Raw genomic sequence first — 21,743 nt, forward strand, 5'->3', positions numbered from 1 at the left:
ATGGATGCTTGGCCCCGTTGCCTGGAACGTCTGGAAGCTGAATTTCCAGCCGAGGACGTTCACACCTGGTTGAAACCGCTGCAAGCCGAACAGCGCCATGACAACAGCATGGTCCTGTACGCCCCGAACGCCTTCATCGTCGAACAGGTGCGCGAGCGCTACCTGGCGCGGATCCGCGAACTGATGACCTATTTCGCCGGCAGCGGCGAAGTGGCGTTGCAGGTCGGCTCGCGTCCGCGCGCGCCGGAGCCGGTGGCCCCGGTCGCCAGCGATGCGGCCGCCGCGCGCACGCCGCCGGCGCCGTTGCTGGAACCGTTCGCCGGCAACCTCGACTCGCACTACACCTTCGCCAACTTCGTCGAAGGCCGCAGCAACCAGCTCGGCCTGGCCGCGGCCACGCAGGCGGCGCAGAAACCCGGCGACCGCGCGCACAACCCGCTGCTGCTGTACGGCAGCACCGGCCTGGGCAAGACCCACCTGATGTTCGCCGCCGGCAACGCGATGCGCGAGCAGAACCCCAACGCGCGGGTCATGTACCTGCGCTCGGAACAGTTCTTCAGCGCGATGATCCGCGCGCTGCAGGACAAGACCATGGACCAGTTCAAGCGCCAGTTCCAGCAGGTGGACGCGCTGCTGATCGACGACATCCAGTTCTTCGCCGGCAAGGACCGCACCCAGGAAGAGTTCTTCCACACCTTCAACGCGCTGTTCGACGGCCGCCAGCAGATCATCCTGACCTGCGACCGCTACCCGCGCGAGGTCGAAGGGCTGGAGCCGCGGCTGAAGTCGCGCCTGGCCTGGGGCCTGTCGGTGGCGATCGATCCGCCCGATTTCGAGACCCGCGCGGCGATCGTGCTGGCCAAGGCGCGCGAGCGCGGCGCCGAGATCCCCGACGACGTGGCGTTCCTGATCGCCAAGAAGATGCGCTCCAACGTGCGCGACCTGGAAGGCGCGCTCAACACGCTGGCCGCCCGCGCCAACTTCACCGGCCGCGCGATCACCACCGAGTTCGCCCAGGAGACGCTGCGCGATCTGCTGCGCGCGCAGCAGCAGGCGATCGGCATCCCCAACATCCAGAAGACCGTGGCCGACTACTACGGCCTGCAGATCAAGGACCTGCTGTCCAAGCGCCGCACCCGCTCGCTGGCGCGGCCGCGGCAGGTGGCGATGGCGTTGACCAAGGAACTGACCGAACACAGCCTGCCGGAGATCGGCGATGCGTTCGCCGGCCGCGACCACACCACCGTGCTGCACGCCTGCCGGCAGATCAAGCACCTGATGGAGACCGACGGCAAGCTGCGCGAGGACTGGGACAAGCTGATCCGCAAGCTGAGCGAGTAGCGGGCCGGCACTGCGCCGGAGAGGCGCGGATCTGCACCCTTGCGAACGCTCCGGTGCGGCATGGTCGGAAGCGCCGGATAAATCGGTGCATGACTTCGCGACAAATCCGGTAGAAACTGTGGATAAAGTGCAGCGCGGCGGCGCCGGCAAAACTATCCACAGGTTTCCCCACCCCTTCAGGGGCAGTAATACCCGGGATTGAGAGGGCGAAAAACCCTTGCATTCCAGATAGTTAAGCTACCTTTGCACCGAAAATCGCTCTACCATCACCACCAAGCTTTTGATTTATTCCATATCTTTTTAAAGCATAGGGGCACGGAACCACATGCGTTTCACACTGCAGCGCGAAGCCTTCCTCAAGCCATTGGCGCAAGTCGTCAATGTGGTCGAACGCCGCCAGACCTTGCCGGTTCTGGCCAACTTCCTGGTGCAGGTGCACGACGGGCAACTGTCGCTGACCGGTACCGACCTGGAAGTGGAAATGGTGTCGCGTATCGCGGTCGACGACGCCCAGGACGGCGAAACCACGATTCCGGCACGCAAGCTGTTCGAGATCATTCGGGCGCTGCCCGACGGCAGCAAGATCACCGTCTCGCAGACCGGCGACAAGATCACCGTGCAGGCCGGACGCAGCCGCTTCACCCTGGCCACGCTGCCGGCCAACGATTTCCCCTCGGTCGACGAAGTGGAAGCCACCGAGCGGGTGCTGGTGCCGGAAGCGGCGCTGAAGGAACTGATCGAGCGCACCGCGTTCGCGATGGCGCAGCAGGACGTGCGCTACTACCTCAACGGCCTGCTGTTCGACCTGCGCGACCAGACCCTGCGCTGCGTGGCCACCGATGGCCATCGCCTGGCGCTGTGCGAGACCGAGCTGGAGAACGCCGGCGGCGCCAAGCGCCAGATCATCGTGCCGCGCAAGGGCGTGACTGAGCTGCAACGCCTGCTGGAAGGCGGCGATCGCGAGGTCGAGCTGGAAGTGGGCCGTAGCCACGTGCGGGTCAAGCGCGACGATGTCACTTTCACCTCCAAGCTGATCGACGGCCGTTTCCCCGATTACGAAGCGGTGATCCCGATCGGCGCCGACCGCGAGGTCAAGCTGGATCGCGAGGCGCTGCGCGCCGCGCTGCAACGTGCGGCGATCCTGTCCAACGAGAAGTACCGCGGCGTGCGCGTGGAAGTCTCGCCGGGCCAGCTGAAGATCAGCGCGCACAACCCCGAGCAGGAAGAAGCGCAGGAAGAGATCGAGGCCGACACCAAGGTCAGCGACCTGGCGATCGGCTTCAACGTGAACTACCTGCTCGACGCGCTGTCGGCGCTGCGCGAGGAGTTCATCGTGATCCAGCTGCGCGACGCCAACTCGTCGGCCCTGGTCCGCGAGGCCAGCAGCGCCCGCTCGCGCCACGTGGTGATGCCGCTGCGCCTCTGACCTGCGCAGGGAGTTAGTGTTCCACGTGGAACACAACAAGAAACCCGGCCTCGTGCCGGGTTTTCTTTTGCCCGGGTGAGCCGGCGCTCTTGACGCCCCGACTTGCTCCCTGTGGGAGCGACTTCAGTCGCGACGGGGGGACTTACCGCTGCCGATCGATGTCTCCAGGAACACGCCTTTGGGCGCGAATGGCCTCGCAGGACCAGCCATTCCCCAGGCTCGCCGACCGCATCGACCCAAACCCCGATCGCCAGGCGCCGCCCGCGACAGGACGTTCGCGACAGCTTTGGGTATGCTGCCGCCCTACCCTGATGAGCCGACCCGCGTGCGCCCGGTGCGAGCGCCTCGCCCCGATTCCGCGTATGCACGTCTCCCGCCTCGATCTTCATCACCTGCGCCGCTTCGCCGCGCTGGAACTGGCGCCTGCGCCGGGCTTGAACCTGATCACCGGCGACAACGGCGCCGGCAAGACCACCATCCTCGAGGCCATGCACCTGATGGCCTACGGCCGCAGCTTCCGCGGGCGGGTGCGCGATGGCCTGGTCAGCCAGGGCCAGGACGCACTGGACGTGTTCGTCGAATGGCAGGAACGCGGCCCGGAGCCGCAGCAACCGCGCCGCCGTCGCGCCGGGCTGCGCCATAGCGGGCAGGACTGGCGTGGCCGGCTCGATGGTGAAGACGTCGCCTACCTCGGCACACTCTGCGCGGCGTTGGCGGTGGTCACCTTCGAACCGGGGAGCCATGTGCTGGTCAGCGGCGGCGGCGAACCGCGCCGGCGTTTCGTCGATTGGGGCTTGTTCCACGTGGAACCTGACTTCCTGGCGCTGTGGCGTCGCTATGCGCGGGCGCTCAAGCAGCGCAATGCCCTGCTGAAAAGCGGCGGCGGCGGCGCGGCCCTGGATGCCTGGGACCACGAGCTGGCCGAGGCTGGCGAACCGCTCACCTCCCGCCGCGAGCACTACCTGGAACGCCTGCTGCAGCGCCTGTTGGCGCTGGGCCCGGGGTTGGCGCCAGCGCTGGGCATGCAGCACCTGCAGTTCGCGCCGGGCTGGCGCCGCCACGAGGTGCCGCTGGCCGATGCGCTGTTGCTCAACCGCGAGCGCGACCGCCAGTACGGCTATACCTCGGTCGGGCCGCACCGTGCCGACTGGAGCCTGGAGTTCGCGGCCATCCCCGGTCGGGACGCGTTGTCGCGCGGCCAGGCCAAGCTCACCGCCCTGGCCTGCCTGCTGGCCCAGGCCGAGGACTATGCCGAGCAACGCGGCGAGTGGCCGGTGATCGCCCTGGACGACCTGGCCTCGGAACTGGACCAGCACCACCAGCGGCGCGTGCTGCAGCGGCTGCAGGCCGGGCCGGCGCAGGTGTTCGTCACCGCGACCGAAACCCCGCAGGCCCTGGCCGACATGGCGTTGCCGATCGCGCGGTTCCACGTGGAACATGGGCGCCTGCTGGTCCAGCCTTAGGCTCGCGGGGGCTGGGTGCCCGTGGCTGCTATAATTCCTGTCATTCCCTTATCGAGCGGCGCGAACCGGCCCCGGCCTGTCTTCGCCGCCTTGTGGAGCCTACGGCACGCGCAATGACCGACGAACAGAACACCCCACCAAGCACCGGCAACTACGACGCGAACAGCATCACCGCCCTGGAAGGCCTCGAGGCGGTTCGCAAGCGGCCTGGGATGTACATCGGCGACGTCCATGACGGCACCGGCCTGCATCACATGGTGTTCGAGGTCGTCGACAACTCCATCGACGAGGCCCTGGCCGGACACGCCGACCACGTCTCGGTGACGATCCACGCCGACGGTTCGGTATCGGTGTCGGACAACGGGCGCGGTATCCCGGTCGGCAAGCACGAGCAGATGAGCAAGAAGCTCGGCCGCGAGGTGTCGGCGGCCGAGGTCGTGATGACCGTGCTGCACGCCGGCGGCAAGTTCGACGACAACAGCTACAAGGTCTCCGGCGGTCTGCACGGCGTCGGCGTCAGCGTGGTCAACGCGCTGTCGGAGAAGCTGCTGCTGGACGTGTTCCAGGGCGGCGCCCATTACCAGCAGGAATTCAGCAACGGCGCGGCCGTCGCCCCGCTCAAGAAGCTGGGCGAGACCGGCAAGCGCGGGACGACCGTTCGTTTCTGGCCATCGGTCCTGGCGTTCCACAACAACGTGGAATACCACTACGACATCCTGGCGCGTCGCCTGCGCGAGCTGTCCTTCCTCAATTCCGGGGTCAAGATCGTGCTCGCCGACGAGCGCGGCGAAGGCCGCCGCGACGACTTCCACTACGAAGGCGGCATCCGCAGCTTCGTCGAGCACCTGGCGCAGCTGAAGACCCCGCTGCACCCGCACGTGATCTCGGTCAGCGGCGAGCACAACGGCATCACCGTGGAAGTGGCGCTGCAGTGGACCGACTCCTACCAGGAGACGATGTACTGCTTCACCAACAATATCCCGCAGAAGGACGGCGGCACCCACCTGGCCGGCTTCCGCGGCGCGCTGACGCGCGTGCTCAATACCTACATCGAGCAGAACGGCATCGCCAAGCAGGCCAAGATCAACCTGACCGGCGACGACATGCGCGAAGGCATGATCGCTGTGCTGTCGGTGAAGGTGCCGGATCCGAGCTTCTCCAGCCAGACCAAGGAAAAGCTGGTCAGTTCCGACGTGCGGCCTGCGGTGGAGACCGCGTTCGGCGCGCGCCTGGAGGAATTCCTGCAGGAAAACCCCAACGAGGCCAAGGCCATCGCCGGCAAGATCGTCGATGCCGCACGCGCCCGCGAGGCCGCGCGCAAGGCGCGCGACCTGACCCGCCGCAAGGGCGCGCTGGACATCGCCGGCCTGCCAGGCAAGCTGGCCGACTGCCAGGAGAAGGATCCGGCGCTGTCGGAGCTGTTCATCGTCGAGGGCGACTCGGCAGGCGGCTCGGCCAAGCAGGGCCGCAACCGCAAGAACCAGGCGGTGCTGCCGCTGCGCGGCAAGATCCTCAACGTGGAACGCGCGCGCTTCGACCGCATGCTGGCCTCCGACCAGGTCGGCACGCTGATCACCGCGCTGGGCACCGGCATCGGCCGCGACGAGTACAACCCGGACAAGCTGCGCTACCACCGCATCATCATCATGACCGACGCCGACGTCGACGGCGCGCACATCCGCACCCTGCTGCTGACGTTCTTCTACCGGCAGATGCCGGAGCTGATCGAGCGCGGCTACATCTACATCGGCCTGCCGCCGCTGTACCGGCTCAAACAGGGCAAGCAGGAGCTGTACCTGAAGGACGACAACGCGCTCAACGCCTACCTGGCCAACAGCGCGGTCGAGGGGGCCGCGCTGATTCCCGCCAGCAACGAGCCGCCGATCACCGGTGCGGCGCTGGAGAAGCTGCTGCTGCTGTTTGCCAGCGCCAACGAGGCGGTGGCGCGCAATGCGCACCGTTACGATCCGGCGCTGTTGACCGCGCTGATCGACCTGCCGCCGCTGGACGTGGCGCAGCTGGAAGCCGAGGGCGACCGCCACCCGAGCCTGGAGGCCCTGCAGGCCGTGCTCAACCGCGGCAGCCTGGGCACCGCCCGCTACGAGCTGCGCTTCGAATCGGCAAATGAGCAGAAATCGGCGACGTTGACTGTTGTTCGTCGCCACATGGGCGAAGAACTGATCAGTTGGGTGCCCATGGCGGCTTTCGAAGGCGGCGAACTGCGTCCGCTGCGCGAGGTCGCGCTGGCGTTGAACGGGCTGGTCCGCGAAGGCGCGCAGATCGTGCGCGGCAACAAGACCCAGTCGATCAGCAGCTTCGCCCAGGCGCATGCCTGGTTGTTCGACGAGGCCAAGAAGGGCCGGCAGATCCAGCGCTTCAAGGGCCTGGGCGAAATGAACGCCGAGCAGCTGTGGGAAACCACGGTGAACCCGGATACGCGTCGCCTGCTGCAGGTACGCATCGAGGACGCGGTGGCCGCCGACCAGATCTTCAGCACCTTGATGGGCGACGTGGTCGAGCCGCGCCGCGATTTCATCGAGGAAAACGCGCTGAAGGTCGCCAACCTCGACATCTGACGCGGCATCGCCGCCCCCCGGCTCGTGCCGGGGGCCGGCATCGTTCCGCTCCCCTAGCCTGCTCTCGCCCAGGATCGCGATGACCTCGCTGCCGTCGCCTACGCCCGCCACGCCCCCGCTCACCCAGGCCGCGCCGCCGTCCGGCTGGGGCAAGCCGGTGCTCGGTTTCGTCCTCGACGTGCTGCTTGCCGCGGTCGTGCTGTTGGCCGTCAGCGTGCTGTCCGGCCTGGTCTGGGGCGTGGTGCGCGGCTTCCAGGTCACCATGGAACTGCGGGCGCAGGGCATTGCCGCCGATCGGCTGGCCTCGGCCGTGGCCTCCCAGCTCGGCCAGCCTGGGGCGCTGGCGCAGCTGCTGATCGCCCTGGTCAGCACCCTGTCCGCGGCCTTGCTGCTGTACTTCCTGCGCCGCCCGGCCAGCGCGGCCGAACGCCGCGCCTCCTGGCAGGCCGCGCGCGTGCCGGCGACCTGGGGTTGGGCGCTGCTGGTCGCGGTGGCGGTGTTCGTGGGCAGCAGCGTGCTGTCCAACCTCGGCGCGCAGCTGGGGATCAAGCCGGTGCCGACCAACCTGCCGCTGATGCGCGAAGCGATGACGCAGATGCCGCTGTTCCTGGTCGTGTTCGCGGTGCTCATCGCCCCGGCCTACGAGGAACTGCTGTTCCGCCGCGTGCTGTTCGGGCGCCTGTGGGATGCCGGCCGGCCGCGGTTGGGCATGGTGCTCAGCGGCGCCGCATTCGCGCTGGTGCACGAATTGCCCGGCACCACCGGTAATGGCGTGGCCGAAACCCTGCAGCTGTGGCTGGTCTACGGCAGCATGGGCGCCGCGTTCGCATGGCTGTACAAGCGCACCGGCACCTTGTGGGCGCCGATCGCCGCGCACGGGCTGAACAATGCCGTCGCTGTCGCGGCGTTGTACTGGTTTGGCACAACTTGAAGATTTGTTTGACGAAAAGTTAAGACGTGTGCCACCACACTGCGATGCGTGTCATAGGGGGACCCGTATGAAGAAGGTTGTACTGGGGGCATCGATCGCGGTGCTGCTGGCAGCGTGCGCGACTACCACTTCGCCGACCGGGCGTACCCAGGTCGTGGGTGGCGTATCGCAGCAGGAACTCGATCAGCTCGGCCTGAAGGCCTTTGCCGAGACCAAGGCCAAGGAGCCGATCGACTCCGATCCGAAGCGCAATGCCTACGTGCGCTGCGTGGTCAATGCCCTGGTCGCGCAGTTGCCGCCGCAGTGGCGCGGCACCGCATGGGAAACCGCCCTGTTCGACGACAAGGAACCCAACGCGTTCGCGCTGCCCGGCGGCAAGGTCGGCGTCAACAGCGGCATCTTTACCGTGGCCAAGAATCAGGATCAGCTGGCGGCGGTGCTCGGCCACGAGATCGGCCACGTGATCTCGCGTCACCACGAAGAACGCATCACCCGCCAGATGGGCACCCAGACCGGTCTCAGCCTGCTCGGCGCGCTGGCCGGCGCGCGCTACGGCAGCGCCGCGGCCGACACGGTGGGCCAGGTCGGCGGCATGACCGCGCAGGCCGCGTTCCTGCTGCCGGGTTCGCGCACCCAGGAAAGCGAGGCCGACGTGGTCGGCCAGCGGCTGATGGCGCAGGCCGGGTTCGACCCGGCGCAGGCGGTGGATCTATGGAAGAACATGATGGCCGCCGGCGGCCAGCGCCCGCCGCAATGGCTGTCCACCCACCCCGATCCCAGTGCCCGCATCGGCGAACTGCAACGCGATGTCGCTACGCTTGAGCCCGTGTATGCGCAGGCGCGCAGCGCCGGGCGGACGCCGAAGTGCGGTTGAGCGCATCGGCGCCGCCGCGCATGGGCGCGCGCCGTGCATGGCAATGCGTCCTAAAAACGTTTTCACCACGTACAGGTTTCTGTTAGTTTTGCTGGCTCGGCCCTGGATGGCCGCTCCGTCTTCCGTGCCGCTCAGGGCGGTTCCACCGAGGTGATCCATGAAATTCAGTATTCGCAAGCAAGCGCTGTTGTCCCTGGTGATCACTGCTGCCCTCGGCGGCGCGGTGGTGACCGACGCTGTCGCGCAGTCCGATCGTTCCGAGCAGCGCTCCTCGCGCAAGTCCAAGAACGAAAAGGCCGCGGTGATGTTCCCCAACGCCACCCGCCAGGAGCCGACCGGCAAGCCGTCGGCCAAGCTCGGCAGCAAGCTGCAGAAGCTGATCGACACCTATAACAAGGGCGAGGACTACGCCGGCGTGCGCACCCAGGCCGACGAGATCCTGGCCAATAGCGCGGCCAACGAATACGACAAGTCGATCGCCGCGCAGCTGGCCGCGCAGGCCGCCTACAACCTGGACGACAGCAAGGCCGCCAAGCAGTACCTGCAGCAGGCGATCCAGTTCAACGGCCTGGACAACAACGGCCACTTCCAGTCGATGCTGATGCTGGCGCAGCTGCAGCTGCAGGACGACGAGACCGCCGCCGGCCTGGCCTCGCTGGACAAGTTCCTGGCCGAATCCAAGTCGACCCGCCCGGAAGACCTGATCCTCAAGGGCCAGGCGCTGTACCAGACCGAGCGCTACCAGGAGGCGATCCCGGTGCTGCAGCAGGCCATCGCCGCGTCGCCCCAGCCCAAGGACAGCTGGAACCAGCTGCTGATGGCGTCCTACGCCGCCGCCGGGCAGACCGGCGAAGCGGTCAAGGCCGCCGAAGCGCTGGCGGCGAAGACGCCGAACGACAAGAAGGCCCAGCTCAACCTGGCCAGCATGTACATGCAGGCCGACCAGATGGACAAGGCCGCCGCGGTGATGGACAAGCTGCGTGCCGCCGGGCAGTTGACCGACGAGAAGGAGTACAAGCAGCTGTACTCGATCTACGCCAACACCGACAAGAAGGAAAAGGACGTCATCTCGGTCATCAACGAAGGCCTGCAGAAGGGCATCCTCAAGCCTGACTACCAGACCTATCTGGCGCTGGCGCAGTCGTACTACTACACCGACCAGGTGCCGCAGGCGATCGAGAACTGGCAGAAGGCCGCGCCGTTGTCCAAGGACGGCGAAACCTATCTGAACCTGGCCAAGGTGCTGCACCAGGAAGGCCGCATCCCGGAAGCCAAGCAGGCTGCACAGCAGGCGCTCGCCAAGGGCGTCAAGAAGCCGGAAGACGCCAAGAAGATCATCAATCTGAAGTAAAAAGCAAAAAAAGCCCCCGAAAACCAGTGCTTAAAGTAGTGCAGGTCGCAGGGATTGGTATAAGCTTGGAGGTTCCTGCGGTGTCAAGCCGCCTGAACTGGGATTCAGATTCGTCGCGAATCCCGGCCCCCCTAAATCGAGTCATTGGCGCATGACGGAACAATTGGTCATCAATCGGCATTACGACAGAGATGAAGCTTCCGGCCTCAGCTGGCCGCGCATCATCGGTATTGCCTTCGTAATCGCGCTGCATCTGGCAGCGCTGATGTTGTTGCTGATTCCAGCCGTTGCGCCGAAGGCGGCAGCGGAGAAGGAACGCAACATCGTCGTCACCCTGGTCGACGCCCCGCCGCCGCCGCCCCCCCCGCCGCCGCCGCCGCCGAAGCCGCCGGAGACCCCGCCGCCGCCGGTCAAGAACCTGGCCCCGCCGAAGCCGACCCCGTTGCCGCCGCCGCCGGAAGCCCCGGTGATCGACGTGCCGGAGCCGCGCCCGAGCGACATCGCCACGCCGCCGTCGCCGCCGTCGCCGCCTGCTGCCGCGACCGACATCGGCGCCAGCGTCGATATTTCGTCGAAGAACATGAACCCGCCGAAGTACCCGCCGTCCGCATTCCGGTCGGGCGCGGAAGGCGAGGTGATCCTGATCATCGATGTCGATGCAAACGGTAACGTCACCAACGTTTCCGTCGAGAAATCCAGCCGCAATCGCGATCTGGACCGCGCCGCCATGGAAGCAGCGCGCAAGTGGCGGTTCAATTCCGCTGTCGTCAATGGACAGAAGACCGCCGGCCGCGTCCGCGTACCGGTCAACTTCGCGCTGAACTGATACAAAGGCAGCAGGCCGGCGCACCCGCCGGTCTGCAGGCCCTGTCTACTCTTTGCACCACCCTCATCACCACACACAACAAAGGTAAGCGTCATGCTGCAGGAAATTTTCATCGCCGCTGCTGCGGGGGGCAACAACGCATCGAACGCCCTGTCGCAGATGGGCTTCGAGCACCTGATCACCGAGATGACCTCCAAGCCGGGTGACTTCGCCGTCTCCTGGGTGGTGCTCATCACCCTTATCATCATGTCGGCGTCGTCCTGGTACTGGACCGTCATCAACATCTTCCGCGCCACCCGTCTGAAGGGCCAGGCCGATCGCGTCACCAGCCTGTTCTGGGACACCCCGAACGCGCAGGACGCCATCCGTGCGATGGAAGAGCAGCCGGCCAGCGAGCCGTTCTCGAAGATCGCGCTCGACGCCGCTCAGGCCGCTGCGCACCACCAGCGCGCCGAAGCCGGTGCCGGCACCGGCCTGGGCGAGACCCTGAGCCGTTCGGAATTCGTCGACCGCGCCCTGCGTCAGGCCGTGACCCGCGAAAGCACCAAGCTGCAGTCGGGCATGACCCTGCTGGCCACCGTCGGTGCGACCGCGCCGTTCGTCGGTCTGCTGGGTACGGTGTGGGGCATCTACGGCGCGCTGATCAAGATCGGTGCCACCGGCTCCGCCTCGATCGACGCCGTTGCCGGCCCGGTGGGTGAAGCGCTGATCATGACCGCGATCGGTCTGTTCGTCGCGATCCCGGCCGTGTTCGCGTTCAACTTCTTCAGCAAGGTCAACAGCTCGACGATCGCCAAGTTCGATACGTTCGCCCACGACCTGCATGACTTCTTCGCCACTGGTTCGCGCGTTCGCTGATCCGCGGTCGAGTAGTCCACGCAACGATTAACGGAGCCCGTTATGGCTTTCAGTAGTGGTAACAGCGGCGGCCCCATGGCCGACATCAATGTCACGCCCCTCGTGGACGTGATGCTGGTGCTGCTGATCATCTTCATCATCACGGCACCGCTGATGTCCCACAAGGTCAAGGTGGAGTTGCCCGAAGCCAACCTCAAGCAGAACCCGGACGAAGCGGAAAAACGCCCAAATCCGATCACGCTGGCGGTCAAGGAAGACGGGTCGCTGTACTGGAACGACGAGCCGATTTCCAAGGAAGCCCTGGAATCGCGCTTCTCCACCGCTGCCCAGCAGACCCCGCAGCCGCCGCTCAACCTGCGTGGCGACCGCACGACCAAGATGCGTACGATCAACGAGATCACCAAGATCGCGCAGGGTCAGGGCATGCTGGACGTCGGCTTCGTTGCGACCAAAGAGAAGGGGAACTGAGCCATGGCGTTCAGCTCAGGAAGCGGCCGTGGTCCCATGGCCGACATCAACGTCACGCCGCTGGTCGACGTGATGCTGGTGCTGTTGATCATCTTCATCGTGACCGCGCCGATCATGACCTACCCGATCGACGTGGACCTGCCGCAGCGAGTGATCAACCCGCCGCCGCAGTTGCGCGATCCGCCGCCGCCGATCGATCTGCGTATCGATGCGTCGAACCAGCTCTTCTGGAACAACAGCCCGGTGGCTGTGACGGCGCTTCCGCAGATGATGGAAAACGAAGTACAGCGCGATCCGACCAACCAGCCGGAACTGCGCATCGATGCCAATCCGGATTCCGAATACGAAGTGATGGCCAAGGTGCTGGCCGCCGCCAAGAATTCGGACATGAAAAAGATCGGCTTCGTGCAGCAATAAGCTCTACCGCAACACCTCAGTCATGACGCGACTGCAACGCCACCGGCAACGGTGGCGTTTTTTTTGGGCGGCGTCGTGCAAACCGGCAGGAGATCGACGCCGGCATACGACTGCTCGCAGGTTCGGCAACGCGCCGTCGGACCCATTGTGGGAGGCGACTTCAGTCGCGACGGGCTGCACCCTCAATGCAACGCTTGTCGACGACCGACGACCGTTTGCGCCGAAAGCCGATGCTTCCCTCCTCTCGGCCCATAAGCAGAAAACCGCGTTGGCAGACGGCTGCGCGATGCGCCGCGGTGCCGCACCGCCAATCACGCCCCACGGCATCTCCAGCGTCCTGCGCCTGGCCCCTCGCGCGACGCCCGGTCCCAGGTGTAGGCTGGAGATGCGACACCACAACCACAGGACAGGAGGCAGGCCATGGCTTTCAGTACCGCAGGGAACCGGGGACCGTTGTCGGAAATCAATGTCACGCCGCTGGTCGATGTCATGTTGGTGCTGTTGATCATCTTCATCGTGACCGTGCCGCTGGTGACGCGGCCGATCACCATGAACCTGCCGCAGCGTGTCGACACGCCGCAGCGGCCGCTCGAGCCGCCGCCGCCGATCCAGTTGCGCCTGGACGCCAGCGGCCAGCTGTTCTGGAACGCCAGTCCCCTGCCCTTGGCCGAGCTGCAGCCGCGGCTGCAGGAGGCGATGGCGCAGGCCGCCGGCAACACCCCGGAGCTGCGTATCGAGGCCAACCCCGATGCCGAATACGAGGTGATGGCCAAGGTGCTGGCCGCGGCCAAGAACGCGCAGGTGGACCGCATCGGCTTCGTGCAGTGATACGTTCTAGCGCAACAGCTCCGCCATGACGGACTGCAAACGCCACCGGCAACGGTGGCGTTCTTCTGTTTGGCGATGGAGCGAAAACAAAAGTGCCAGTGTCGGTTTTGCTGTGGCGTCGATTGGGCCGATATAGCTTCTCGAGAAGAGCGAGCTTCCGATCGCCACGGTGCAGCGCACGCCCAATCCATATGAAATGGATTGGCTCCCGAATGCGCGCGCTCCGCTGTTACCGTCCAGCGCGGCACTAGCGCCGGCTGACAATGCCCATCGTGGGAGCGACTTCAGTCGCGACGAACTCTATCGATAAGGCCCGTCGCGACTGAAGTCGCTCCCACAGGTCGCAATTGGCATGGCGATTCGCAACGGGGCGGCCCAGGCCATTGGTTCCGACGGCCTCAGGTTCGGCAGGCTCGCCCGTTGCCGATGGCCTGCTCTCCCCCAGAGACTCCCGCACAAGCTCCCGTCTCTGCTCGAAACGCAGATGGGCTACCGCGCAGTGGCCAGGATCTCGAGATACGCCTTCACCGTGGCATCGAGCCCGGCGTACAGCGCCTCGCCGATCAGCGCGTGCCCGATCGACACCTCCAGCACCTGCGGCACCGCGGCAAGGAACGCGCCAAGGTTGGCTTGGGCCAGATCGTGCCCGGCATTGACGCCGAGACCGGCGGCCTGGGCACGGCGTGCGGCCGCGGCGAAAGCGGCCGGCGCTGCGGCGTCGCCGCGGTCGAACGCTTCCGCATACGGCCCGGTGTACAGCTCGACGCGGTCGGCACCGAGTTCGGCGGCGCGTGCCAGGTCCGGGTTGTCGGCATCCACGAACAGGCTGACCCGGCAGCCCAGGGCCTTCAGCTCGGCGACCAGCGGACGCAGCCGTTCGCTGTCGCGAGCGAAGTCGAAGCCATGGTCGGAGGTCAGTTGGCCGTCGCCGTCCGGCACCAGGGTGGCCTGCGCCGGACGCACCTGCGCGCACAGCGGAAGCAGCCCCGGATAGCCCGGCCGCGGTGGCGCGAACGGATTGCCTTCGATGTTGAATTCCACGCTGCGCGCGCGGGTCAGCTCGGCCAGCGCCAGCACGTCCTCGGCGTGGATGTGGCGCCGGTCCGGGCGCGGGTGCACGGTGATGCCGTGCGCGCCGGCGTCCAGGCAGGCGCGCGCCGCCTCGAGCACGCTCGGCAGTTCGCCGCCGCGCGAATTGCGCAGCACCGCGATCTTGTTGACGTTGACGCTGAGTCGGGTCATCGGCGGGCGGCGCCTACGAGGAGATCGCGTCGTCGCTGGCCGCGGCGGCCGCCGCGCGGCGCGCCTCGGCCTGTTCGCGCAGCCGGCGCAGCTCGGCCGGATCGATCATCGGCGCCGCATCGCGTTGGCTGGCGTCGCCGATCTTGGCCACGTACCAGCCGCGCGCCCAGGCCAGCAGGAATCCCAGCGCCGCCAACAAGGCCAGCACCAGCAACGACATGTGTGGCGTGGAGAACGCCAGGACGAAGGCAGCGAGCGCGAGCAGCAGAAAAAGCCAGTACATGACGATCTCCCCAAGGATGGGCGCAGTGTAGCGCCGCCCGGGCGACCGGTTCCACGGCGAACCGTCGGAACGGGCGCCGTGCCGCCATTCAAGCCGAGCCCGCAGGGTCTCGCTCGCATACGTCCGCGGCCGCCTCGTCCGGGCGTGGACGTCCCCGCTCGCTGGCATGCGCAAGCAAGGCGCGACCTGTCCGGGGATCGACGACGCGCCTACAGCAGCGGCGAGGTCAGCCGCGCCATCGCCTCGGGCAACCGGTAGCGCCACAGCGAGCGCTTGCGGTCGTCGCGCACCTGCACCGCATCGGCGATCTCGCGGCCGATCAGCGTGGCCAGCTCCTGGGTCATCTGCCGGTCGCGGAACATCGCCGAGACTTCGAAATTGAGGCGGAAACTGCGGTTGTCGAAATTGGCGCTGCCGACGATGCACAGTTCCTCGTCGACGATAAGCGCCTTGCTGTGCAGCATGCGCGGGCCGTACTCGTAGATCTTGACCCCGGCCTGCAGCAATTCGTCGAAATACGAGCGCGCCGCCAGCGTCACCAGCCGCGAATCGCTGCGCTTGGGCACCAGCAGGCGCACGTCGAGCCCGCCCAGCGCGGCCGAGGTCAGCGCCATGCGCGCGGCCTCGCCCGGCACGAAATACGGCGTCACCAGCCACACCCTGCGCTGCGCCTCGTAGATCGCCGCCACCTGCATGCGGTGGATGCTCTCCCACGACGAATCCGGACCGGACACCAGCACCTGCGCCTGGATCGCGCCGTCGTCGCGGCCGGGCATGTCGTGCGGCCAGATCTTCGCCATGTCGAAGGCGTCGCGGCCCTGGCGGGTGGCGTACAGCCAGTCCTCGACGAACACCAGCTGCAGGCTGCGCACCACGTGGCCCTCGCAGCGCACATGCAGGTCGCGGTAGGCGTCGGGGCGCAGCGCCTCATTCTCCTCGTCGGTGACGTTGATGCCGCCGGTGAAGCCGATGCGCCCGTCGATCACCACGATCTTGCGGTGGGTGCGCAGGTTGACCCACGGCCGCTTGAACTTGAACGGGCGCAGCAGCTGGGTGGGATGGAACCAGGCCGCCTCGCCGCCGGCGTCCAGCAGCGGCTGCAGGAAGCGCTTGCGCACCTGCGAGGAGCCCACCGCATCCAGCAGCAGGCGCACCTTGACCCCGGCGCGGGCGCGCTCGACCAGCGCATCGCGGATGCGCGTGCCGCTGCGGTCGGGATTGAAGATGTAGTACTCCAGGTGCACGTGGTGCTGCGCGGCGGCGATGTCGCGCACGATCGCCTCGTAGGTGGCGGCGCCGTCGACCAGCCATTGCGCGGTGGTCGCCGAACTCGGCGCCAGGCCGGTGGTGGCCTGGGCGATCTTGGCCAGCTCGGTGCAATCGGCGTCGGGCGGGCAGACGCTGCTGTAGTGCTCCATGCCCGAGCGCGAGCGGCCGCGGCGCAGGCGCTGCCGCTTCACCTTCTGCGGCCCGAGCAGGTAGTAGATGACGAAGCCCAGGTACGGCAGCGCCGCCAGCGACAGCACCCAGCTCAGCGTGGCCGCCGGCTCGCGCTTCTGCAGCACGATCCAGCCGCTCAGCCACAGGATGTACAGCAGATAGGCAGCGGTGAGGTAGGCGCCGAAATGGGGAATGCCGGTCAGCCAGTCCCAGGTGTTCTGCAGGGTCGCGAATACGAACATCGGCGGATTCTACGGGGCCGGCGCGGCTCCTGCGCGTGGCGCTGAAAGATTCAGCGTTGCCCGCATGCCGTCGCAGTGGCTGAGACCGTGGCGGCGTAGCCTGTGCGCATGAGCACGGCCATCAAGGGACGCGGCGCCGGCAGCCACCTGCCCGGCCGCTTCGAACGCACCATCAGCCAGGCCGAGGACGACGGCTGGCATCCCGACGACAGCGAGGAATTCGCCGCGCCGCGGCTGCGCACCGAGGTGCGCGAGGAGACCGCGCGCAGCATCATCAGCCGCAACCAGTCGCCGGACGTGGGCTTTTCGCAGTCGGTCAATCCGTACCGCGGCTGCGAGCATGGCTGCAGCTACTGCTTCGCGCGTCCCAGCCACGCCTATCTGAACCTGTCGCCGGGGCTGGACTTCGAGACCCGCCTGTTCGCCAAGACCAACGCGCCGGAACTGCTGCGCCGCGAACTGGCCAAGCCCGGCTACGTGCCCAGCCCGATCGCGCTGGGCATCAACACCGACGCCTACCAGCCGATCGAGCGCAAGCTGCAGCTGACCCGGCGGCTGATCGAGGTGCTGTGGGAAACCCGCCATCCGTTCTCGCTGATCACCAAGAACGCGCTGGTCGAGCGCGACCTGGACCTGCTGGTGCCGCTGGCGCGCGAGAACCTGGTCAGCGTGCATTTCTCGGTCACTTCGCTGGACCCGCGCCTGTCGGCGCGGCTGGAGCCGCGCGCCTCGGCGCCGCACGCGCGGCTGCGCGCGATGCGCACCCTGCACGAGGCCGGGGTGCCGGTGGGGGTGATGGTGGCGCCGGTGATCCCATGGATCAACGACCACGAGCTGGAAGCGGTGCTGGAGGCGGCGCATGCCGCCGGCGCCGACTCGGCTGGCTACGTGCTGCTGCGGCTGCCGCACGAGGTCGCGCCGCTGTTCCGCGACTGGTTGCAGGCGCACCATCCCGACCGCGCCGCGCACGTGATGAGCACGGTGCAGCAGCTGCGCGGCGGCAAGGACTACGACGCCACCTTCGGCAAGCGCATGCGCGGCGAAGGCGTCTATGCCGACCTGCTGGCCCGGCGCTTCGCGCTGGCGCACAAGCGGCTGGGCTATGCCGAACGGCTACGCCGGGGGCTGGACTGCAGCCGCTTCGTCAGGCCTGTGCTGCCGCGTGCGCCCTCGCCGCAGGGGGAATTGTTTTGAGGCGGGGATTGGGGATTCGGGATTGGGGATTCGTAAAAGCACGCAAGGGCTTGCCGCACTAGCCGCTGACTTTGCCCAGAATCCCGGCCGTAAGGCCGCCGCGTTGACCGAAACAGATCTGGCTGGTGACGAGAACGTGTGCCAGCCCGCAGCCAAACGAAGGCCGACTGACGAACAGCCGTCGCAACCCGCTTTTGCGAATCCCCAATCCCCAATGCCTAATCCCGGCCATAAAGCGCCTGCGCCGACTGGAACAGGATCCAGCTGGTGGCGATGAACTTGTCGCCGCCCTGCGGGCGGTTGCCGCGGTGGGTGTGGGTGAACGCGGTCGGCGCGATCAGCAGGCTGCCGGCGCGCGGCGCGATCTTGCGCTGCTGGAACAGGAACTCGGTTTCGCCGTCCTGGAAGTCGTCGTTGAGGTACAGCGTCCACAGCAGATGCCGGTGCAGGGTTTCGGCGCCGGGATCGCGCGGGTACAGCTCACAATGCCAGTACGGATAGCCGCCTTCGCCCGCGGCGTACCACTGCAGGTTGATCGCGCCCGGACGCAGGCAGGTGCGGGCCAGGTTGGACAGCGCCGCGTCGTCGAGCAGCGCGAAATCGTCGGCACCGAGCCGGTGTGGCTGGCCGTCGGCGCCGGGCACCTGCAGCATCAGCGGCGAGATCAGCGCCTGCGGATACTTGCGCAGGTAGCCGAGCAGGCCGGCGAACACCGCCTGCTGCAGCCGCTGCTCCACGTCGCGCCACGGCTCCAGGCCGCTGATGCGCAGGTCGCGGCTATGCTTGAGCTCGGGGAATACGCCGCTGCCGACCTCGCCCGGCTGCAACTGCGTACTGCCGCGCAGGCGGCGCATGATCGCGGCGCAGTCCTCGCGGGACATGGCGCCATCGAAGACCTCGATGAAATCGGGAGTGGAATCGGACATCGCGCGACCTTACCAGCGATCCCGCGGCATCGCAGCTGTGTCGTTGGCATCCCTCCATGTGCGCGCCGACAATGAGCGCCCCGCTGCCCACCTGCCCTCGCCGATGATCCGCACGCTGTACCTCGCCGGCCCCGACGTGTTCCGCCCCGATGCCGCCGCCCGCGGCGACGCCTTGAAGGCGCTGTGCCGCGAATTCGGATTCGATGGCCTGTTCCCGCTGGACCAGGCGGTGCCGGCGCACATCGCCGATCCGGCCGCGCAGGCGCGCTGGATCTATGAGGCCAACATCGGCCTGATCGCGCAGGCCGATGCGGTACTGGCCAACCTGGATTTCTTCCGCGGCCCGGAGCCGGACAGCGGCACCTGCTTCGAGGTCGGCTACGCCGTCGCCCTGGGCAAGCCGGTGTACGGCTACATCCCCGACGACGGCAGCTTCGCCCAGCGCATCCGCGCCCGCCATCCCGGCGCGATCGGCGCCGACGGCCGCGTCGACACCCACGGCTGGCACTTCGAGGAATTCGGCCTGCCGCTCAACCTGATGCTGGCGGTCCCGGCGCCGCTGGTGGTCGGCGACGCGCGGCGCGCGTTGGCGCGGTTGCGGGAGGATCTGGGCGTGGAGGGATAGGTGCAGGCGCGCTGAGCGAAGCGGCATGAGGACCGGTCGCGCGCGCCGTTCGCGTCAACCAACCATAGAAATCGTGACCGTAGAATCGACCGGTTGGACCAGGCGCACCCACTACCGGTACCGCCACGAAGGAACGTTGATCTCCTGGGAGCTCAGCTTCCTTTCGAAGAACTTCCACGAATCGAATAGCCGAGCAACACCAGCCACGCGATCAGGGCCAGCAGCGTCGGCAACTGGAACTTGCTCGACGTGCCTAGGGTGAAACTCCTCGCCGCAAAGAAGATGAGCACCCATAGCGCCACATTGGCGATCACGATCGGCCGGCGCGAACGGTGCCGGGTGAGCCAGGAAATGACGCTCGGCATCAGCGCGACCGGTGCCGTGGCGAAGAAGAACATGAGGAAGACCGTCTGGTTCATCGCAATCCTGTTCCCTGCCGCCCTCCCAAGATGGGGCGTTTCAACTTGAAAGGTACCTTCTTGGGCAGGCTCAGGCGACGCGAACGGACGGCGCGACGGACCAGAACGCGGCGGCGCCGGCAGGCAGCGTAGCCAATACCCGGTCCAGCTCGGCGTTGTCGACGTTCCTGCGCAATGCCTGGGCGACCGCCTGCACCGCGTTGGGCGGGGCGAAATTGTGCGCGGCGCGAACCGAGCGGACTTCCGCCAACAAGTCCTCATCCGGGCCGAACGCCAGGATCGGCGCTTCGCTGTCCCAGCCTTCGACGAACAGCGCACGCAGCACTGGCGGCAGGATGTCGGCAAAACGGAGGCCTTCCTGGACAGTGAGGCGACGCCGGAAGGTGTGCAGCACGCCGACCACCATGTTCCAGGCCATGTTGGTCGTCGCCAGATCCGAAGCGTCACGCGCATCGACCATGAAGCGTTCGAACTCCAGCGATGCGTTTTGGTATGCGAAGGGCCATGTCATGCGTGGATCGCCTGATGCTGTGGCCAAACCGTGCGCCGAAGCGGCCTGGCCGGAGTGAAGGGATGCTCCGCAGCGCAATCATCGCGCGGACGGCAATCGACGGCGGGCTACGGCATCCCTGTCCGCCGCCGCGGCCCTGCCGCTACTGCGGCCGGAAGCGCAACAGCACGACGCCGAACCCGATGAAGATGGTTCCGACGACGCGGTCGAACAGCCGACGCAGGCCGGGCCGGGACAGGTAGCGGCGGATGCCGTGCCCGCCGATGCCGTAGACCGCGTACCAGAACAGCTCGCACGCGGCGAAGGTCGCCACCAGGATCGCGAATTGCGGCCACTGCGGCTGGGTCTTGTCGACGAACTGCGGCAGGAACGCGGCGGCGAACAACAGCAGTTTGGGATTGCTCAATCCGATCGCCAGCCCGCCACGGAACAACTGCAGCGGCGACAGCGACGCAGTCAGGGGCGGTGCGCCTTGCGGGTCCAACGGCGCCTCTCCGCTACGCCAGGCGGCGATTCCCAGCCACAGCAGATAGCCGACGCCGGCGTAGCGCAGCACCTCGAACACGCGCGGCGACGCGTCCAGCACCGCGCCCAGGCCCGCCGCCGACGCCAGCAGCACCAGCACTACCGCCAGCAGGCAGCCGGCCATCGCCAGCAGGCTGCGGCGTACGCCGAAACGCACGCTGCGCGTCATCACGTGCAGCATGTTCGGCCCCGGCGTGCCCGACAACACGAACACCGTCAGCAAGAACATCCACCAGACATGCAGGCTCATGGCGCAGCGGCTCGCGGGAAGTGATATCGCATCGTAGCAACGGCGCGGAACGTACGCCATGCAGGGAGCGCCGTCGCCCGCCACTCACGGAGTGCCGCACGACTTCCAGGCGGCGAATGCCGCTGTCAGGCCTGCGCACGGCGACGGCGAAGCGGGAACCGGCGGCGGTCGAACGGCGTGCAGGCAGTGAGGATCACAGACATCGCTGTTGCCGTCGAATGATCGAGTCAAGCCATGCCGCGATGAGCCCCTGGTATGAGCTTGCTGCTATGCACTGCAACAGCGCATGGCGCATGAGGAACCACGCACGCATGAAGAATCGGAAATTCTATCGCCGATTTATGAAAATCAGGATATGGCTAATACAACAGATCGACGTAATAGATTCTCTTCGCTCCGAAAGCGCCGCATCCCTGGGTCGAGGTGTACTGAAGCACCACGGTTGTCCTGGAACTCGCCGCCGAGAGGATCGCCGAATATTTTTCTTTGGCCAGCTGGTCGCTTGAAAAATCTATGACCCATCTGCCATCGGATGCGCATTCGTTGTTCGTTGGCTGGTCCTCGATCCACACCGATGCGTAACTGCCTTCGACGACCACGCGCGATATCTTTCCTCGCTGAGTGGTGTCCGCAAAAGCAAAGCCGGAGACAAGAAGTAATAGCAGGCCAAGTGCAAACTTCATTCAATCCCCCTGTTCGATCAAAAAATAATGTACCGACTGAATTT

General features: G+C 66.7%; 22 protein-coding genes. 14 read left to right on the forward strand and 8 right to left on the reverse strand.

Annotation, left to right across the window (positions count from 1 at the left end):
- The 12 genes from dnaA (at nt 1) to AB8810_RS00060 (ending at nt 13,359) form a co-directional block, all read left to right on the forward strand.
- Complete coding sequence (gene dnaA / locus AB8810_RS00005; RefSeq protein ID WP_179570243.1) at nt 1-1,341, forward strand: chromosomal replication initiator protein DnaA; 1,341 nt, start codon at nt 1-3, stop codon at nt 1,339-1,341.
- A 325-nt stretch (nt 1,342-1,666) separates the two neighbouring features.
- Nucleotides 1,667-2,767 (forward strand): DNA polymerase III subunit beta, encoded by a 1,101-nt coding sequence (gene dnaN, locus AB8810_RS00010; RefSeq protein WP_179570245.1) that lies wholly within the window; start codon nt 1,667-1,669, stop codon nt 2,765-2,767.
- Between the two features lie 362 nt (nt 2,768-3,129).
- Nucleotides 3,130-4,230 carry a DNA replication/repair protein RecF gene (gene recF, locus AB8810_RS00015; RefSeq protein ID WP_369915137.1) on the forward strand — a complete coding sequence of 367 codons (1,101 nt, stop codon included), beginning with the start codon at nt 3,130-3,132 and terminating at the stop codon, nt 4,228-4,230.
- A 113-nt stretch (nt 4,231-4,343) separates the two neighbouring features.
- Complete coding sequence (gyrB, locus tag AB8810_RS00020) at nt 4,344-6,806, forward strand: DNA topoisomerase (ATP-hydrolyzing) subunit B (protein ID WP_179570249.1); 2,463 nt, start codon at nt 4,344-4,346, stop codon at nt 6,804-6,806.
- A gap of 79 nt (nt 6,807-6,885) precedes the next feature.
- Nucleotides 6,886-7,737, forward strand: a complete 852-nt coding sequence (locus tag AB8810_RS00025; protein WP_369915138.1) for a lysostaphin resistance A-like protein — start codon at nt 6,886-6,888, stop codon at nt 7,735-7,737.
- 67 nt (nt 7,738-7,804) lie between these two features.
- Entirely contained in the window at nt 7,805-8,611 is an 807-nt protein-coding gene (locus AB8810_RS00030; protein WP_179570253.1) for a M48 family metallopeptidase, read from the forward strand.
- 157 nt (nt 8,612-8,768) lie between these two features.
- Nucleotides 8,769-9,962, forward strand: coding sequence for a lipopolysaccharide assembly protein LapB (locus AB8810_RS00035; RefSeq protein WP_179570255.1), 1,194 nt, complete (start codon nt 8,769-8,771; stop codon nt 9,960-9,962).
- Nucleotides 9,963-10,113: 151 nt separating this feature from the next.
- Nucleotides 10,114-10,788 carry an energy transducer TonB gene (locus tag AB8810_RS00040; protein ID WP_179570257.1) on the forward strand — a complete coding sequence of 225 codons (675 nt, stop codon included), beginning with the start codon at nt 10,114-10,116 and terminating at the stop codon, nt 10,786-10,788.
- A gap of 93 nt (nt 10,789-10,881) precedes the next feature.
- The gene (gene exbB, locus AB8810_RS00045) at nt 10,882-11,646 is read left to right on the forward strand and encodes a TonB-system energizer ExbB (protein ID WP_179570259.1); all 765 of its coding nucleotides are present in this window, start codon (nt 10,882-10,884) and stop codon (nt 11,644-11,646) included.
- A 42-nt stretch (nt 11,647-11,688) separates the two neighbouring features.
- Nucleotides 11,689-12,114 (forward strand): biopolymer transporter ExbD, encoded by a 426-nt coding sequence (locus tag AB8810_RS00050; RefSeq protein WP_179570261.1) that lies wholly within the window; start codon nt 11,689-11,691, stop codon nt 12,112-12,114.
- Nucleotides 12,115-12,117: 3 nt separating this feature from the next.
- Complete coding sequence (locus AB8810_RS00055; RefSeq protein WP_039004766.1) at nt 12,118-12,531, forward strand: biopolymer transporter ExbD; 414 nt, start codon at nt 12,118-12,120, stop codon at nt 12,529-12,531.
- A gap of 420 nt (nt 12,532-12,951) precedes the next feature.
- Nucleotides 12,952-13,359: a biopolymer transporter ExbD gene (locus AB8810_RS00060; protein WP_179570263.1), complete on the forward strand. Its 408-nt coding sequence runs from the start codon at nt 12,952-12,954 to the stop codon at nt 13,357-13,359.
- 489 nt (nt 13,360-13,848) lie between these two features.
- Here the strand turns inward: AB8810_RS00060 and AB8810_RS00065 are convergent, their stop codons facing one another.
- The 3 genes from AB8810_RS00065 to cls form a co-directional block, all read right to left on the reverse strand.
- On the reverse strand, nt 13,849-14,601 hold the full coding sequence (locus AB8810_RS00065; protein ID WP_369915139.1) for a pyridoxine 5'-phosphate synthase: 753 nt from the start codon (nt 14,599-14,601) through the stop codon (nt 13,849-13,851).
- 13 nt (nt 14,602-14,614) lie between these two features.
- A complete protein-coding gene (locus AB8810_RS00070; RefSeq protein WP_179570267.1) occupies nt 14,615-14,884 on the reverse strand; it encodes a hypothetical protein in 270 nt (89 codons plus the stop codon).
- Between the two features lie 209 nt (nt 14,885-15,093).
- Nucleotides 15,094-16,566 (reverse strand): cardiolipin synthase, encoded by a 1,473-nt coding sequence (gene cls / locus AB8810_RS00075; protein WP_206230189.1) that lies wholly within the window; start codon nt 16,564-16,566, stop codon nt 15,094-15,096.
- A 108-nt stretch (nt 16,567-16,674) separates the two neighbouring features.
- On the opposite strand from cls, the gene AB8810_RS00080 reads away from it, so the two are divergent.
- Entirely contained in the window at nt 16,675-17,760 is a 1,086-nt protein-coding gene (locus tag AB8810_RS00080; protein WP_369915140.1) for a PA0069 family radical SAM protein, read from the forward strand.
- A gap of 218 nt (nt 17,761-17,978) precedes the next feature.
- Here the strand turns inward: AB8810_RS00080 and AB8810_RS00085 are convergent, their stop codons facing one another.
- Nucleotides 17,979-18,686, reverse strand: coding sequence for a 2OG-Fe(II) oxygenase (locus AB8810_RS00085; RefSeq protein WP_369915141.1), 708 nt, complete (start codon nt 18,684-18,686; stop codon nt 17,979-17,981).
- A 58-nt stretch (nt 18,687-18,744) separates the two neighbouring features.
- On the opposite strand from AB8810_RS00085, the gene AB8810_RS00090 reads away from it, so the two are divergent.
- Nucleotides 18,745-19,311, forward strand: a complete 567-nt coding sequence (locus tag AB8810_RS00090; protein ID WP_338123897.1) for a nucleoside 2-deoxyribosyltransferase — start codon at nt 18,745-18,747, stop codon at nt 19,309-19,311.
- A 152-nt stretch (nt 19,312-19,463) separates the two neighbouring features.
- On the opposite strand, the gene AB8810_RS00095 is transcribed toward AB8810_RS00090, so the two are convergent.
- The 4 genes from AB8810_RS00095 to AB8810_RS00110 all read right to left on the reverse strand — a co-directional run bounded on the left by AB8810_RS00095 (nt 19,464) and on the right by AB8810_RS00110 (nt 21,699).
- A complete protein-coding gene (locus AB8810_RS00095) occupies nt 19,464-19,730 on the reverse strand; it encodes a hypothetical protein (RefSeq protein ID WP_179570275.1) in 267 nt (88 codons plus the stop codon).
- A 70-nt stretch (nt 19,731-19,800) separates the two neighbouring features.
- The gene (locus tag AB8810_RS00100; protein WP_191826681.1) at nt 19,801-20,241 is read right to left on the reverse strand and encodes a DUF2267 domain-containing protein; all 441 of its coding nucleotides are present in this window, start codon (nt 20,239-20,241) and stop codon (nt 19,801-19,803) included.
- 142 nt (nt 20,242-20,383) lie between these two features.
- Complete coding sequence (locus tag AB8810_RS00105; RefSeq protein ID WP_179570279.1) at nt 20,384-21,016, reverse strand: LysE family translocator; 633 nt, start codon at nt 21,014-21,016, stop codon at nt 20,384-20,386.
- A 359-nt stretch (nt 21,017-21,375) separates the two neighbouring features.
- Nucleotides 21,376-21,699, reverse strand: a complete 324-nt coding sequence (locus AB8810_RS00110; RefSeq protein ID WP_179570281.1) for a hypothetical protein — start codon at nt 21,697-21,699, stop codon at nt 21,376-21,378.
- Between the last annotated feature and the right edge of the window lie 44 nt (nt 21,700-21,743).

It is taken from the genome of Xanthomonas sp. NCPPB 3005, from assembly GCF_041228095.2.
Taxonomy (GTDB): domain Bacteria; phylum Pseudomonadota; class Gammaproteobacteria; order Xanthomonadales; family Xanthomonadaceae; genus Xanthomonas_A; species Xanthomonas_A bonasiae.

Bases quoted from the DNA above. Each gene is read 5' to 3' on its own strand.
- dnaA (WP_179570243.1), top strand. From the start codon at position 1: ATGGATGCTTGGCCCCGTTGCCTGGAACGTCTGGAAGCTGAATTTCCA.
- dnaN (WP_179570245.1), top strand. From the start codon at position 1,667: ATGCGTTTCACACTGCAGCGCGAAGCCTTCCTCAAGCCATTGGCGCAA.
- recF (WP_369915137.1), top strand. From the start codon at position 3,130: ATGCACGTCTCCCGCCTCGATCTTCATCACCTGCGCCGCTTCGCCGCG.
- gyrB (WP_179570249.1), top strand. From the start codon at position 4,344: ATGACCGACGAACAGAACACCCCACCAAGCACCGGCAACTACGACGCG.
- AB8810_RS00025 (WP_369915138.1), top strand. From the start codon at position 6,886: ATGACCTCGCTGCCGTCGCCTACGCCCGCCACGCCCCCGCTCACCCAG.
- AB8810_RS00030 (WP_179570253.1), top strand. From the start codon at position 7,805: ATGAAGAAGGTTGTACTGGGGGCATCGATCGCGGTGCTGCTGGCAGCG.
- AB8810_RS00035 (WP_179570255.1), top strand. From the start codon at position 8,769: ATGAAATTCAGTATTCGCAAGCAAGCGCTGTTGTCCCTGGTGATCACT.
- AB8810_RS00040 (WP_179570257.1), top strand. From the start codon at position 10,114: ATGACGGAACAATTGGTCATCAATCGGCATTACGACAGAGATGAAGCT.
- exbB (WP_179570259.1), top strand. From the start codon at position 10,882: ATGCTGCAGGAAATTTTCATCGCCGCTGCTGCGGGGGGCAACAACGCA.
- AB8810_RS00050 (WP_179570261.1), top strand. From the start codon at position 11,689: ATGGCTTTCAGTAGTGGTAACAGCGGCGGCCCCATGGCCGACATCAAT.
- AB8810_RS00055 (WP_039004766.1), top strand. From the start codon at position 12,118: ATGGCGTTCAGCTCAGGAAGCGGCCGTGGTCCCATGGCCGACATCAAC.
- AB8810_RS00060 (WP_179570263.1), top strand. From the start codon at position 12,952: ATGGCTTTCAGTACCGCAGGGAACCGGGGACCGTTGTCGGAAATCAAT.
- AB8810_RS00065 (WP_369915139.1), bottom strand. From the start codon at position 14,601: ATGACCCGACTCAGCGTCAACGTCAACAAGATCGCGGTGCTGCGCAAT.
- AB8810_RS00070 (WP_179570267.1), bottom strand. From the start codon at position 14,884: ATGTACTGGCTTTTTCTGCTGCTCGCGCTCGCTGCCTTCGTCCTGGCG.
- cls (WP_206230189.1), bottom strand. From the start codon at position 16,566: ATGTTCGTATTCGCGACCCTGCAGAACACCTGGGACTGGCTGACCGGC.
- AB8810_RS00080 (WP_369915140.1), top strand. From the start codon at position 16,675: ATGAGCACGGCCATCAAGGGACGCGGCGCCGGCAGCCACCTGCCCGGC.
- AB8810_RS00085 (WP_369915141.1), bottom strand. From the start codon at position 18,686: ATGTCCGATTCCACTCCCGATTTCATCGAGGTCTTCGATGGCGCCATG.
- AB8810_RS00095 (WP_179570275.1), bottom strand. From the start codon at position 19,730: ATGAACCAGACGGTCTTCCTCATGTTCTTCTTCGCCACGGCACCGGTC.
- AB8810_RS00100 (WP_191826681.1), bottom strand. From the start codon at position 20,241: ATGACATGGCCCTTCGCATACCAAAACGCATCGCTGGAGTTCGAACGC.
- AB8810_RS00105 (WP_179570279.1), bottom strand. From the start codon at position 21,016: ATGAGCCTGCATGTCTGGTGGATGTTCTTGCTGACGGTGTTCGTGTTG.
- AB8810_RS00110 (WP_179570281.1), bottom strand. From the start codon at position 21,699: ATGAAGTTTGCACTTGGCCTGCTATTACTTCTTGTCTCCGGCTTTGCT.